This window comes from Ensifer sp. R-19, assembly GCF_049905105.1.
Lineage (GTDB): Bacteria > Pseudomonadota > Alphaproteobacteria > Rhizobiales > Rhizobiaceae > Ensifer.
In genome coordinates, this window is record NZ_CP184570.1 from 1,508,678 (window position 1) to 1,520,709 (window position 12,032).

The window sequence follows — 12,032 nt, forward strand, 5'->3', positions numbered from 1 at the left end:
TCAAGCCCTCACGACCTGTGCTGCTCCCTCGGCAATCGCCACGGCCACCGCTTGGCCCGCCTCGACAGCGCTGCCTGAAACGGAACCGTTCTGTTGCCGCACCGTAAAGGCTTCTCCACCACTCAGGCGCAGATGGAGATGCGTATGGGTGCCGAAATAAACGACCTTCTCGACTATGCCCCTAAGATCACCTGAGCCTTCGACGACGCTGGCGTGCTCGGGCCGGACGATGAAGGTCACGTCGCCGGATGCCGGCGCGTCCGACGCAGCGTTGACGACGACCGATTGGCCGGATTTCAACGTAACCTTTGCCTTACCGTTGGCGACACCGTGAAGCGCTCCGGTGAGGAAGTTCGTCTCGCCGATGAAGCTTGCGACGAACCGATCCGCCGGCCTGTTGTAGATCTCGCGCGGGGTGCCGATCTGCAGGATGCGACCGGCCGACATCACCGCGATGCGATCGGACATGGTCAGCGCCTCCTCCTGGTCGTGGGTGACAAAGATGAAGGTGATGCCGGTCTCGTACTGCAACCGCTTCAACTCGGACTGCATCTCCTTGCGCAGCTTGTAGTCCAGCGCCGATAGCGGCTCGTCGAGCAGCAGCACCTTCGGCTGCGGCGCCAGCGCCCTTGCCAGCGCGACACGCTGCTGCTGGCCGCCCGACATCTGGTTTGTGCGGCGCCCGGCCAGATGCTCCAGTTGCACGAGCCGCAGCATTTCCGCCACCCGCGCCTTGACCTCGGTGCGGGGCTTGCCGAGCGCTTCCAGGCCGAAAGCCACGTTCTCGGCCACCGTCATATGCGGAAACAGCGCATAGTTCTGGAAGACGGTGTTTACCGGCCGCTGGAATGGCGGCAGGCTGGTGATATCCGAACCATTGAGCAGGATTTCGCCGCTCGTCGGATAGTCGAAACCGGCGATCATGCGCAGCAACGTCGTCTTGCCGCAGCCGGATGGACCGAGAAGCGTGAAGAACTCGTTTTCCCGAACCGAGACGGTTGCGTTGTCGAGCGCGACGAAGGCGCTCTCCCCCGCCCCGTAGGCTTTGCGTACGGCGCGGATATCGACCGCACAGTCATCGGATATCGTGGTGTTTTTCATGTTTCCTCCCGACGAAGTCGAGCGCTCGCCGCAGCATGGCGATTCCGCAACCACGTCCGTCCTCCGACATTTTTTTGGAACGTATAGTGTGATCTCAGATCACGCAATAGGAATTATATTTGCGAGTGCTGAATTTTGGTTGCGAAGCGAAACAAGAGACGATTTATGATTTAAAATCAATATTATGGAGCAACACGCCATAAGCACGCGACTGCGTGAAAAGATCCGTAATCGACACCGAAAGGCCCCGAAAACTCGTTTTCGTGGGAGCCGGTAATCGGATCAGAAAAGGGAGGCGGCGTGGCCGGAAGGAAGGGCAGGCTCCCTCAAAACACGGCATGGACCGGCACCGTTCATGCCAAATCGGCCGGCGCCACAGGCACCGGCCGATAGTGATCTAGATTACCGGAAGACAGGCAGTTGTCGCTTCCCGTAGGCGATCGACAATGGCAATGGGTTCCTCCGCTCGAGACTTACGGCTGGCGATAGACCTCGCTTCCGGCGAGATAGGTCGCCTCAACCTTGCGCTCCCGGATGGAACGATCGAGCGGATCCGGTAGCGTGCCGTCGATCACCACGAAATCCGCCCATTTGCCGACACTGATCGAGCCGATCTGAGCGCCCCAGGGCGTCATGTCGGCACCGGCTTGCGTGAGGCCGTGCAGCGCCTGGTCGAAGCTGACAGCCTGTTCCGGGTGCCACGGACCATCACCGAGCCCGAACGGGCTCTCGCGGAAGACGGCGTCGTTGATCTGGGTCAGAGGGCTCAAGGGCGAGGTCGGCCAGTCCGAGCCGAACACCAGCGGCACACCGGCGTCGAGCATCGAATGCCAGACATAGGCCCGCGGCTCGCGTTCGGTACCGATGCGCTCGGTGATGTATTTGCCGATCGTGCCGGTCGCATGGTTCGGCTGCATCGAGGCAACGACGCCCAGCTCCTTGAAGCGCTGGATGTCCTTGGTCTCGACGACCTCGATATGTTCGATGCGGTTCGGCTGCGGTCGCGGCACGGAGGCTTCGGCAAAGGCATCGAGCACGAGGCTGACGCCACCGTCGCCGATCGCATGCACCGCCGTCGGGAAGCCGTTTTCGTTGGAGGCCTTGATCGCGGCTGCAAGCTGCTCCTTGGTTTCGAACGGCTTGCCCTTCCAGCCGTGCTGGTCGGAATAGTCCTCATGCATGTAGGCGGTACGCGTCGAGAGCACGCCGTCGATCACCGACTTGGTGTAACCGAGCTTGAGCATCGGCCCCTTCTTCTCCTGCTCGCCGGAATCCGCGGCGACCTTGTCGACCTCGTCGCGATCCTTCACGGCGGCGGCGATCTTCTTCGGGTCACCCTCGAAGAAGCCGTACCAGACGCGAAGCGGCATCTTCTTTTCGGCGAGGATCGCGGCATAGTCGTGCACGGCGGCGAGATCGGACATGTCGTTGACGCCGGTGATGCCGAGGCTGTTGGCAAATTTCATCGTCTGCAGCAGGGCCCCGCGCCGTTCCGCATCGGCGACCGCCGGCCGATGTTTCTCGACGAGGTCGCCAGCGCTCTCGAGCAGAATGCCGCTCGGCTCGCCCTTGTCGTTGAGCACGACTTCGCCGCCCTCCTCGACCTTGGACGTCGCGGTCACGCCGCCCACTTCGAGCGCCTTGGAATTGACCCAGTAGGAATGGAAATCGATGTCGCGCAGGATGACGACGCGATCCGGCACCACGGCATCGAGATCCTCCTTGGTCGGTAGCTTGCCTTCGCCGAGCGTGTAATCCCAACCGCCGCCCATCAGCCAGACGCCCTTGGGCAGGCGCGCATCGGCTTCCTTGATCTTTTCGAGCCAGGTCTTCTTGTCCGGAATGTAGGAGAGATCGACACCGGTCACCATGTCCATGCCGGACGTGAGATGCGTATGGCCGTCGATGAAGCCCGGGGTGACGGTCTTGCCGCCGGCGTCAATCACCTTTGTTTCGGCGTCGGCCAGCCCCTTGATCTCGTCATTGCTGCCGATCGCAGTGAACTTGCCGTTCTCGACCGCGAAGGCCTGAGCCTTGGGCGTACTCTGATCGACCGTGCGCACGTCGCCGTTCAGCACGATCAGATCCGGCGCCGCCCAAACCGGCTGCGCTGCGCAAACCATGATCGCCAGGACCGAGGTCGCGCTCAGCGCCCGGGTTACTGCTGCCAATGTCATGAAATTCTCCTCCCGCGACTGCATCCCTCCACCCCCGGCGAGCCGCGCGACACCGGCGTTGAATGGATGATGCTGCAAGTCGGGAAGGCAGCGATATACTCCCTCGGGCTAGGTTTGCCGTTCGTCCATCTCCGCCCGATAGGTTTCGGCATCGAATTGTTCGTTGACGTCGGGCCGACCGCCTGGTGTCAGGTCGAGCAGGGTCCACATCGGTTCGACAGTGCCGAGATGCCGCGGATCCTGCCCGGGATCGGCTGGCTCGAACAACAGTTCGGAAGCCCAACTCAGACTGATCAGCCCGTCGTCATCCTTGTGGAATATGGTCAGGATCGGCACCTGCTGCCCATCCTCGCTCTCACCGTGATAGTCGCGCTTGAAGCTGTTGTTGGCGGCCGAAAGCAGCTTCAAATCCCGCCAGCCGCGGTCGGCAGCGAAGGCGGAAACCCTTTCGATCGGCGCCTTCGCGACGGCGGCGATGTTGACGCCGAAGCCTTCGACATGCCGCACAGCGCCCTCCCAATTGTCGAGCAGGGCGGTACAGGAGGGGCACGGCCCATCCTCCAGAGCACAACCTGCGATCGGGCCGCTCCGCGGTCCGGCGCGCCTATCGGAGCGATGGCGCGGAAACATGTAGTGATAGAGGATCAGGGTGTTGGTGCCCGGTCGAAACAGCTCGGAGAGCCGAACCTTGGCCGCAGAGCCCGTCTCATCAATATGGTCGAATTCATAATCCTCAAGGACATGCCCGCCCGGCGGGAGTGCACGGATTTCCGCGGCGACGCTTTCCATTTCGCGCCTGAGTGCTGCCTCCCGTTGCAACAACCTGTTGCGCGCATCGCGGTAGCTGGGGCTTTCGTTCGGAAAGGTCACGCTCATGGATACCTCCATCAAAGCGGATGCGCAGGCATCATAACATAGTCCGTTGCGCGCCGGGTCGCACCTGACGTGAGTCACCCACTCCGAGCGCCCCTTGCGAAGAGGCACACGATCGCTCCTACGGCGCTGCAGGCGCCGATCGTTTGACCACGCTCTTTTCGAAAACGACATCGCCCGTGGGCGATACGTTGAAGCGATAGGCCTCGTTCATGAACCTCTTGCCGGAATGGGTAAAGGCGAGAACCCGCTCGCCGTCGGTCCGCACATGCGAAATCCCGAAATTCGTGCGCTCGAACGCGAAGACTTTCTTGCTGGCGTCAGTCGGATCCTGCACGTAACCCAGCGTTTTGAAGAATGCGGCCAGCTCCGTGCAGAAAATGATCGCCGGCGTGGTGCGCGCAGCTTTCCCAAGCGCCGCCATCAGCGTTGCGCGAGGGTGGATGTATTCCTTGGCTTCACTCTCATCTCCCGATGAAATCAGCGAAACGACGGCGCCGATTTCCTTGAGAAATTCCATGTCGAAATCGGCAGAGCCATGATGAGGCGCCTTGAGGATTTCCGATCGCAGGGCGGCCGACGGCAAGGCCTCGCGCAAGCGCTGGCTTGCTTCCTGGTTCATGTCCCCGGTGAACATGAACCGCACATTGCCGAACCGCAGCCGAAAATTGATGGAGTGGCCGTTGATCGTGTGCGACGCAGAATAGGCGCCCTGGCCGCTCGCCGCCACAGTGCCGAGCATCAAGTTGGCGTCGTCGGGCGGCGACCGCAGAAAGCGCAACGCAGGCTGGCCGCCGACAGTCTCGACGATTGGCCCGAGAATATCGACGGCGATCGACTCATCCTGAAGAAAGTCGAAGGCGCCGGCGGAAAGGTGGTCGATCCGTCGACGCTCGATGCCGTTGCCGGTAACCGTCTGAACCCGCCCCTCCCAGGCGGCAAGCGTGTCGACCCATTTGTTGAAGGGACGATTCCTCTCTTCGCGCGGCACGGCCGCCTGGTCGTCGACGAGGCCGACGATGAATACACGCTCGTCCACCGCTACGGTCTGCCCGAGCAGCTCAGTATCCTTGCGCCGTTTCTGATTGCCGTCTTCGCTCGGCCGTTTGACGATACCGTTGTGATAAACCCGCCTCGGCGCGATGAAGATCCGCTTGCTCGGGCGGCTGTCGGCCTCCGACTTACGCAGTTCCACCAACCCCTCGAAATGGTCGGCATCCCCATGGGTGATCAGGATCAGATCGACCACCAGTGGATCGGTGTCGCTCGTATTCGGGAAGCGGGCGTTGGCGTGACGGGCAAAGAGCTGGTTGTCACCGCCATCGATGAAAATCACCTTGCCTTCAGGGGTCTCCAGAATGAGACCATCGCCCTGTTGCACGTCCACCATCGACAGCCGCAGCAAGCCCGTGTCGCGCAGCCTGGTCTCGGCCCGGATGAAGCCTTCGTCGATTTTTCCGCGTGCGCCGAGGATTTCGACACGCATACGACTGCCTTCGGTCGAGAGCACGTTGCAGCGGTCGCCCCAGTAATACTGCCCTTGACTGCCATCGGCACGGCGGAGATTTACGACGTCATCATCAAGATATCGCATGAGCGCCCCCGTCATTGGACAGGGACAGCTTATGGTAGCATTTTGTCATATTCAATCGACAACTCGATCGGTTTCGCGCCAAATCCGGTGGTCGAAGGTCGCCATAACTGGCTGCCCGATTTCACCGCAACCGACCCCCTCCGACGATCATGTCCTGTCGCCGGCATTAAAGACGGGAGGTGAGGGAAGCTTCCGGCTGGCGCCCTGGCTTCCCTGGGGTGAGGCCGATCTAGCTCAGCTAAAGAGCGCCTTCAGTCGCGGCCAGAGGCCGATGGCCGAGCGAACCCGCCGGGCGGCATAGGCAGCACGTACCGAGCTGCCGAAATTGCAATCGCAGACGATGTCGTGCAGTTGGTGGTCCGATATTTCAAAGAACCGTTTTGCTTCGCCGTAGCTGTCATCGGCAAGGCCCACGAGCCGCAATTGCGGATCCTCGAATGCGACGGTCATGGGGGAACCGTTGACCTGCATGGCTTGCCGAACGGCAGCGGTCGCACGTTCGGTACCGGAAAGCGTGCCCAGCCGGCGATCGGGATTGCTTTCCAAGAGTTCGGCCCAACGTTGGAGCCGTTCCGTTCTCGTCATGACGGGAGCGGGACGGATTTCGGCGAGCGCTTGCAATTGTTCAATCGATTGATGCTTCATAGTCGTCTCTCCTGGTCCGAAGATGCGACCTCGGTGTGCGCCCCTCCACACGCAGGTCGCCGCTTCACCAACTCGCCAGCGGGAACCACAGTTCCCTTGCCAATAAAAAAAATATCGTCGACGCGTACCTCCGCGCGAAGCGCGGCTTTGCCCCCAACTTTCGCTGGCAAAAGTGCCCGAATTCTTCGCCCTCACCCGGCGAAACTACGCGCGGCAGGTGCCGAAAACAGCGGGCGCTCGTTTTCAATATCCGTCCCCCTCAGCAGCGGGTATTCTTTCCTTCAACCGATCGGGAACGATTTTGCCGGATCCGCATCAAACGGTGGTTTGGAGGTGGATGATGAAGGATGTTCTCTTGCAAACAACACCGCTCGCGCTCGACCCCGATCATTTGACGGACCACGATCTCGCCCAGGGTGCGCTCGCCAATGATCCCGAAGCGTTCCGCACCATCATGCGCCGGTATAATCAGCGGCTCTTCCGCATCGCACGCGCCGTGGTGCGCAACGACAGCGTCGCCGAGGATGTGGTGCAGGAGGCCTATCTTCGCGCCTTCGAACACTTGGAAACGTTTCGCGGCGACGCCAGCCTCGCCACCTGGCTTCATCGCGTGGTGCTCAATGAGGCGCTCGGACGTCTGCGAAAGTCGTCCACCCGACGAGAAGTTCCGCTGGCAACCGAGCAGGCGAGCGCCGACATCGTGCCTTTTCCCAATGCGGCAAGCTCGGAGGATCCGGAGCGAGCCCTTGCCCAACGGCAGATTCTGCGCCTGGTGGAAGAGGCGACGGACGCTTTGCCGGAAGCGTTTCGCCTGGTCTTCACCGCGCGCGTCATTGAAGCCATGAGCGTCGAGGAAACCGCCGCCCTGCTTGGCATCAAGCCGGAGACGGTCAGAAGCCGCCTGCACCGCGCCCGCCAGCTCCTGCGCCAGCATATCGACCGCAAGATCGGACCCGTTCTGATGAATGCGTTCCCCTTTGCCGGTCGCCGCTGCGAACGGCTGACGGCGGCCGTCATGAGCCGGCTCGGGTTCGTCGGGTGAAATTTTCGGGAACCTTCGTCCGTGGCGCGCATCCAATGGGTGTCATCCACAGAGACCGGCGGCAACGCTCCGCCGGAGAGGAGTTCCCGATGTATGCCCGCCTGACCTCCGCCCTCGCCCTCGCCTGCCTCATCAGTGGCGCCAGCCTTGCGGCGGGCAGCGGGATCACCGATCCCCAGATCGCCCATATTGCCTACACCGCCGGCGTCATCGACATCGAGGCGGCCAAGCAGGCTCTCAAGATTTCCAAGGACAAGGACGTCATCGCCTTCGCCAACGACATGCTGCGTGACCACGAGGCTGTGAACAAACAGGCCCTCGATCTCGTCAAGAAGCTCAACGTGAAGCCCGAGGACAACGACACCAGCCGCGCGCTGACGAAGGCCGCCACGCAAGAGCGCGAAAAGCTGGCGAAACTGAGCGGCACCGACTTCGACAAGGCCTATGTTGCCAACGAGGTTGCCTACCACAAGCAGGTCAACGGCGCGCTCGAAACCCTGCTGATCCCGTCAGCGAAGAACGCCGAACTCAAGGATCTGCTGGAGACCGGCCTCAAGCTGTTTCAGGGCCACCAGCAACATGCCGAGCATGTCGCTGCCATGATGAAGTAGGTTGCGCCGTGATCTCGAAACTGAGCCTTGGTGCTCTTTGCGGTCTGGTCCTGATTCTGGCCGGACCGCCGGTGCGGGCCGAAACCATCCGGGTCACGGTCGAAAAGCTCGTCTTTTCGCCCGCCGAGATCAGCGCTGTCGTCGGCGACGTGATCGAATGGCAGAACAAGGACGTCATGGCGCACACGGCAACGGCCAAGGACGGTTTCGACGTGGTGATCCCACCCGGAAAAACGGCGACGCTCACCGTCACCAGGGCCGGCACTTTCGACTATTACTGCCGCTTTCACCCGAACATGAAGGCGCGCCTGCAAGTGCGGTGAAAGCGGAAGACCGCTCTTTTACGGTTGGGATGAGGGGCCCCCACTCCCGACCACGACGGCGGCGCAACATCATCAGAGCGCGTCGCCGTTCACGGTGAAGTCACCGAACGCCGTCTGTATCCAAAGCCGGAATCATGCGATGAAGCCGTCGGTTTCATTCGACAGGCGGCACGAGCATGAAGAAGATCGGTTTTCTTTCCTTCGGACACTGGACACCTTCGCCCCAGTCGCAGACGCGATCCGCGGCCGACGCATTGCTGCAGTCGATCGATCTCGCCGTCGCGGCCGAGGAACTGGGCGCTGACGGCGCCTATTTCCGCGTCCATCACTTCGCCCGCCAACTCGCCTCGCCGTTCCCGCTGCTGGCGGCGGTCGGCGCCAAGACCAGCCGGATCGAGATCGGCACCGCCGTCATCGACATGCGCTACGAAAACCCGCTCTACATGGCCGAGGATGCGGGTGCCGCCGACCTCATCGCCGGCGGACGCCTGCAGCTTGGCATCAGCCGCGGCTCGCCGGAACAGGTAATCGACGGCTGGCGCCACTTCGGCTACCAGCCGGCCGAAGGCGAAACCGAAAGCGACATGGCAAGACGGCATGCAGAGGTTCTGCTCGACGTCCTGCGCGGCGAAGGTTTCGCTGCGCCCAACCCGCGGCCGATGTTCCCCAATCCTCCCGGCCTGCTGCGCGTCGAACCACACTCCGCAGGGCTTAGGGAGCGCATCTGGTGGGGCGCCAGCTCAAACGCCACCGCTGTCTGGGCTGCGAAACTCGGCATGAACCTGCAGAGCTCGACGCTGAAGGACGATGAGACCGGCCTGCCGTTCCATGTCCAGCAGGCGGACCAGATTCGCGCCTACCGGGAAGCGTGGAAGGCGGCTGGTCACACGCGCGAGCCGCGCGTTTCGGTCAGCCGCAGCATCTTCGCGCTAGTGGATGATCGCGACCGCGTCTACTTCGGCGGCGGAAACCAGCACGAGGACAAGATCGGTTTCATCGACGACAAGACGCGGGCGATCTTCGGACGCAGCTACGCCGCCGAACCGCATGTTCTCATAGAGCAATTGGCCAAGGACGAAGCGATAGCGGAAGCCGACACGCTGCTGTTGACCGTTCCGAACCAGCTCGGCGTCGACTACAACGCCCATGTGATCGAGGCGATCCTGAAGCACGTCGCACCCGCTCTCGGCTGGCGCTAGGGCCGGCAGCCCGCCTCGGCGGAAGCAGGCAGGATTGTCGCGATTGGAGCTCCGATTGCCGACGATCGAGCCCATAAGCATTCCCTCATAGACATTTCCGGCGGACGTCCTACAATTCCGTGCACCCCATTCTGCGGAAGGGCGCGATATGGCTGAAGAACGCGCTCAACGGCGTCTCGCCGCTATCGTGGCTGCCGATGTCGTCGGTTACAGCCGCCTCGTCGAACTGGACGAAGGCGGTACACTTGCGGCGTTGAAAGAACGCCGTAAGCAGATTCTCGATCCCCTTGTCCGCGAGCACAACGGCCGCATCGTCAAGACGATGGGCGATGGTGTGTTGGTGGAGTTTGCCAGTGCCGTGAATGCAGTCAGCTGTGCGATCGACATTCAGAAGGGCATGGCAACAGCCAATCAGGGCCTTGCCGACGACCGCCGAATTCTTCTGCGCGTCGGCATCAATCTCGGCGATGTCGTCGTCGAAAGCGGCGATCTCTACGGCGACGGCGTCATTGTCGCCGCGCGGCTTCAGACCATGGCTGGTCCCGGCGAAATCTACGTCTCCGGCAACATTTACGACCAGGTGCGGCGGCGCCTCTTTTGCGATTTCGACGCGCTTGGCCCCCACGCGATCAAGAACATAGTCGAGCCGGTTTCTCTTTATCGCATCAGCACGGCGACCTTGAGCCAAGGCAGCGGCGCCAGGGCCTCCTTGCCGTTGCCCATCAAGCCCTCCATCGCCGTCCTTCCCTTCACCAATATGAGCAACGAGCCGGAGCAGGAGGTCTTCGTCGACGGCTTGACCGAAGACCTGATCACCGACCTCTCCAGGGCCGGCGGGCTGTTCGTCATCGCCAGCAATTCGGTTTTCGCCTACAAGGGCCGGCATGAGGATGTGCGCCGCATCGCGCGCGAACTCGGCGTTCGCTACGTGCTGGAAGGCAGTGCCCGACGGGCGGCCGGGCGTGTTCGCATCAACGCCCAACTGATCGACGCCTTGCAGGGCGATCACCTGTGGGCGGAGAGGTTTGATCGCAGCCTGGAGGATATGTTCGCCGTTCAGGACGAAGTGACGAGCAGGATCGTCGAGGCCCTGGTCGGGCGCCTAACTGACGCACCGGCCCGGAACCGCCCATCGAACCTGAAAGCCTATGACTATTGCGTCCGGGCGCGCACGCTCGGTCTGCAGACCGCTGGGGCAGCCAGAGAGGCGATCTTTCTTCTCGAGCGGGCGCTCGCATTCGATCAGGACTATGCTGAGGCGCACCGGCTCCTGGCACTGAACCTCTGGCTGAGCTGGGAATTCTGGGACCAGCCGATCGTTCCCTATCGGCAACGCGCCGTCAGCGAGGCGCAGAATGCGGTAGCGCTCGACCCCAACGACGCCGGGAACCGCTGGGTCCTGGGCATCATTCTCGGTCACGAGTGCCGCTGGGAGGAATCCGACGCCGAATTCGACCTGGCGCTGACGCTTGATCCGAACCATGCCGACGCCTGGGCGATGCGCTCCGACCTTATCGTCCTTTGTGGTCGACCGGCACAAGCGATCGAACACGTTCACAAAGCGCTCCGACTCAACCCGCATCCGCCGGGCTGGTACTACTGGATGCTTGGGCAAGCGCAATACGCCATTCGCGACTACGAGGCCGCGGTCCAGACCTTGCGCCACCCGGAAACCTACCGGGCGACATCGCGCCGCCTGCTTGCTGCCAGTCTGGCGCGGCTCGGTCGCCTGGACGAGGCACGGACCGAAGCGCAATTGTTTTTGATGAACAATCCGAACTTCACGATCGGCCAATGGGCCGCATCGCAACCGTTCCGGGACGAGACGATGCGGCAGCACTTCGTGGAAGGCTACCGCCTGCTGGACCTGCCCGAATAGGCGGCCCCATTCGGGAGACGCGCCAACCGACAGACGCGTGAGATCGCTATACCACGCGTCGCCTCTAAGCATTGTCGGTTGGATCCGCGGCAGCGGGCTTAAGGAACCTGTGGCGGATGCGCGACACCGAGATAGTAGTCGCCCTCGCCGCCGCTCTGATACTCACCCGTGTAGCGCTGGCGGGCGTCGCCCAATGTGCGTGCCGGCGGGCGATAGACGTAGCCTGGCGCTGGATCCATATAGATACTGCCTGTTGGCATCGGATCGACATAGACCGCCCCTGGCGCCGGCTCCACATAGACAGGCCCAGGTGCGGGCTCGAGATAATACGGACCCGTCGACATCAACCTATTCTGGGTGCCTGGCGGATTGTGCGGATCGATACCAGTATAAAAGCCGTTGGCCAGCACCGGACCAGCTGCCCCACTCAAGGCAAAGACGATTGCGGCGAATGACATCCTCTTGGAAACTCTCATAGCGTTGCTCCTGTCTCGGCTTCGCATCCGGCCCCGCGCAGGAGGCCCAGCAGGCTGCGCCTCCTGTCGGATGCTGCCCGAGAGATAAACGCCTGATCGCTGCAACCGTTCC

11 protein-coding genes are annotated in these 12,032 nt (G+C 62.1%); 5 read left to right on the top strand and 6 right to left on the bottom strand.

The window, feature by feature from the left end; all coding sequences use genetic code 11:
• The 5 genes from ACN9MO_RS26195 to ACN9MO_RS26215 form a co-directional block, all read right to left on the bottom strand.
• Positions 1-1,101 (bottom strand): ABC transporter ATP-binding protein, encoded by a 1,101-nt coding sequence (locus tag ACN9MO_RS26195; RefSeq protein ID WP_113132586.1) that lies wholly within the window; start codon positions 1,099-1,101, stop codon positions 1-3.
• Between the two features lie 473 nt (positions 1,102-1,574).
• Positions 1,575-3,278 (bottom strand): amidohydrolase, encoded by a 1,704-nt coding sequence (locus ACN9MO_RS26200; protein WP_112996435.1) that lies wholly within the window; start codon positions 3,276-3,278, stop codon positions 1,575-1,577.
• A gap of 108 nt (positions 3,279-3,386) precedes the next feature.
• Positions 3,387-4,154, bottom strand: a complete 768-nt coding sequence (locus ACN9MO_RS26205) for a DUF899 family protein (RefSeq protein ID WP_057255382.1) — start codon at positions 4,152-4,154, stop codon at positions 3,387-3,389.
• A gap of 118 nt (positions 4,155-4,272) precedes the next feature.
• Positions 4,273-5,745 (bottom strand): ComEC/Rec2 family competence protein, encoded by a 1,473-nt coding sequence (locus tag ACN9MO_RS26210; RefSeq protein WP_162728142.1) that lies wholly within the window; start codon positions 5,743-5,745, stop codon positions 4,273-4,275.
• Between the two features lie 234 nt (positions 5,746-5,979).
• Positions 5,980-6,390 (bottom strand): hypothetical protein, encoded by a 411-nt coding sequence (locus ACN9MO_RS26215; protein ID WP_057255380.1) that lies wholly within the window; start codon positions 6,388-6,390, stop codon positions 5,980-5,982.
• A gap of 340 nt (positions 6,391-6,730) precedes the next feature.
• On the opposite strand from ACN9MO_RS26215, the gene ACN9MO_RS26220 reads away from it, so the two are divergent.
• The 5 genes from ACN9MO_RS26220 (at position 6,731) to ACN9MO_RS26240 (ending at position 11,444) form a co-directional block, all read left to right on the top strand.
• Positions 6,731-7,432 carry an RNA polymerase sigma factor gene (locus tag ACN9MO_RS26220; RefSeq protein WP_112996437.1) on the top strand — a complete coding sequence of 234 codons (702 nt, stop codon included), beginning with the start codon at positions 6,731-6,733 and terminating at the stop codon, positions 7,430-7,432.
• 89 nt (positions 7,433-7,521) lie between these two features.
• The gene (locus ACN9MO_RS26225) at positions 7,522-8,043 is read left to right on the top strand and encodes a DUF4142 domain-containing protein (RefSeq protein WP_057255378.1); all 522 of its coding nucleotides are present in this window, start codon (positions 7,522-7,524) and stop codon (positions 8,041-8,043) included.
• An 8-nt stretch (positions 8,044-8,051) separates the two neighbouring features.
• Positions 8,052-8,366 carry a cupredoxin domain-containing protein gene (locus ACN9MO_RS26230; protein ID WP_057255377.1) on the top strand — a complete coding sequence of 105 codons (315 nt, stop codon included), beginning with the start codon at positions 8,052-8,054 and terminating at the stop codon, positions 8,364-8,366.
• Between the two features lie 176 nt (positions 8,367-8,542).
• A complete protein-coding gene (locus ACN9MO_RS26235; RefSeq protein WP_057255376.1) occupies positions 8,543-9,565 on the top strand; it encodes an LLM class flavin-dependent oxidoreductase in 1,023 nt (340 codons plus the stop codon).
• Between the two features lie 148 nt (positions 9,566-9,713).
• Positions 9,714-11,444 (top strand): adenylate/guanylate cyclase domain-containing protein, encoded by a 1,731-nt coding sequence (locus tag ACN9MO_RS26240; protein WP_057255375.1) that lies wholly within the window; start codon positions 9,714-9,716, stop codon positions 11,442-11,444.
• Between the two features lie 98 nt (positions 11,445-11,542).
• On the opposite strand, the gene ACN9MO_RS26245 is transcribed toward ACN9MO_RS26240, so the two are convergent.
• Positions 11,543-11,920 (bottom strand): hypothetical protein, encoded by a 378-nt coding sequence (locus ACN9MO_RS26245; protein ID WP_057255374.1) that lies wholly within the window; start codon positions 11,918-11,920, stop codon positions 11,543-11,545.
• Between the last annotated feature and the right edge of the window lie 112 nt (positions 11,921-12,032).

Bases quoted from the DNA above. Each gene is read 5' to 3' on its own strand.
- ACN9MO_RS26195 (WP_113132586.1), bottom strand. From the start codon at position 1,101: ATGAAAAACACCACGATATCCGATGACTGTGCGGTCGATATCCGCGCC.
- ACN9MO_RS26200 (WP_112996435.1), bottom strand. From the start codon at position 3,278: ATGACATTGGCAGCAGTAACCCGGGCGCTGAGCGCGACCTCGGTCCTG.
- ACN9MO_RS26205 (WP_057255382.1), bottom strand. From the start codon at position 4,154: ATGAGCGTGACCTTTCCGAACGAAAGCCCCAGCTACCGCGATGCGCGC.
- ACN9MO_RS26210 (WP_162728142.1), bottom strand. From the start codon at position 5,745: ATGCGATATCTTGATGATGACGTCGTAAATCTCCGCCGTGCCGATGGC.
- ACN9MO_RS26215 (WP_057255380.1), bottom strand. From the start codon at position 6,390: ATGAAGCATCAATCGATTGAACAATTGCAAGCGCTCGCCGAAATCCGT.
- ACN9MO_RS26220 (WP_112996437.1), top strand. From the start codon at position 6,731: ATGAAGGATGTTCTCTTGCAAACAACACCGCTCGCGCTCGACCCCGAT.
- ACN9MO_RS26225 (WP_057255378.1), top strand. From the start codon at position 7,522: ATGTATGCCCGCCTGACCTCCGCCCTCGCCCTCGCCTGCCTCATCAGT.
- ACN9MO_RS26235 (WP_057255376.1), top strand. From the start codon at position 8,543: ATGAAGAAGATCGGTTTTCTTTCCTTCGGACACTGGACACCTTCGCCC.
- ACN9MO_RS26240 (WP_057255375.1), top strand. From the start codon at position 9,714: ATGGCTGAAGAACGCGCTCAACGGCGTCTCGCCGCTATCGTGGCTGCC.
- ACN9MO_RS26245 (WP_057255374.1), bottom strand. From the start codon at position 11,920: ATGAGAGTTTCCAAGAGGATGTCATTCGCCGCAATCGTCTTTGCCTTG.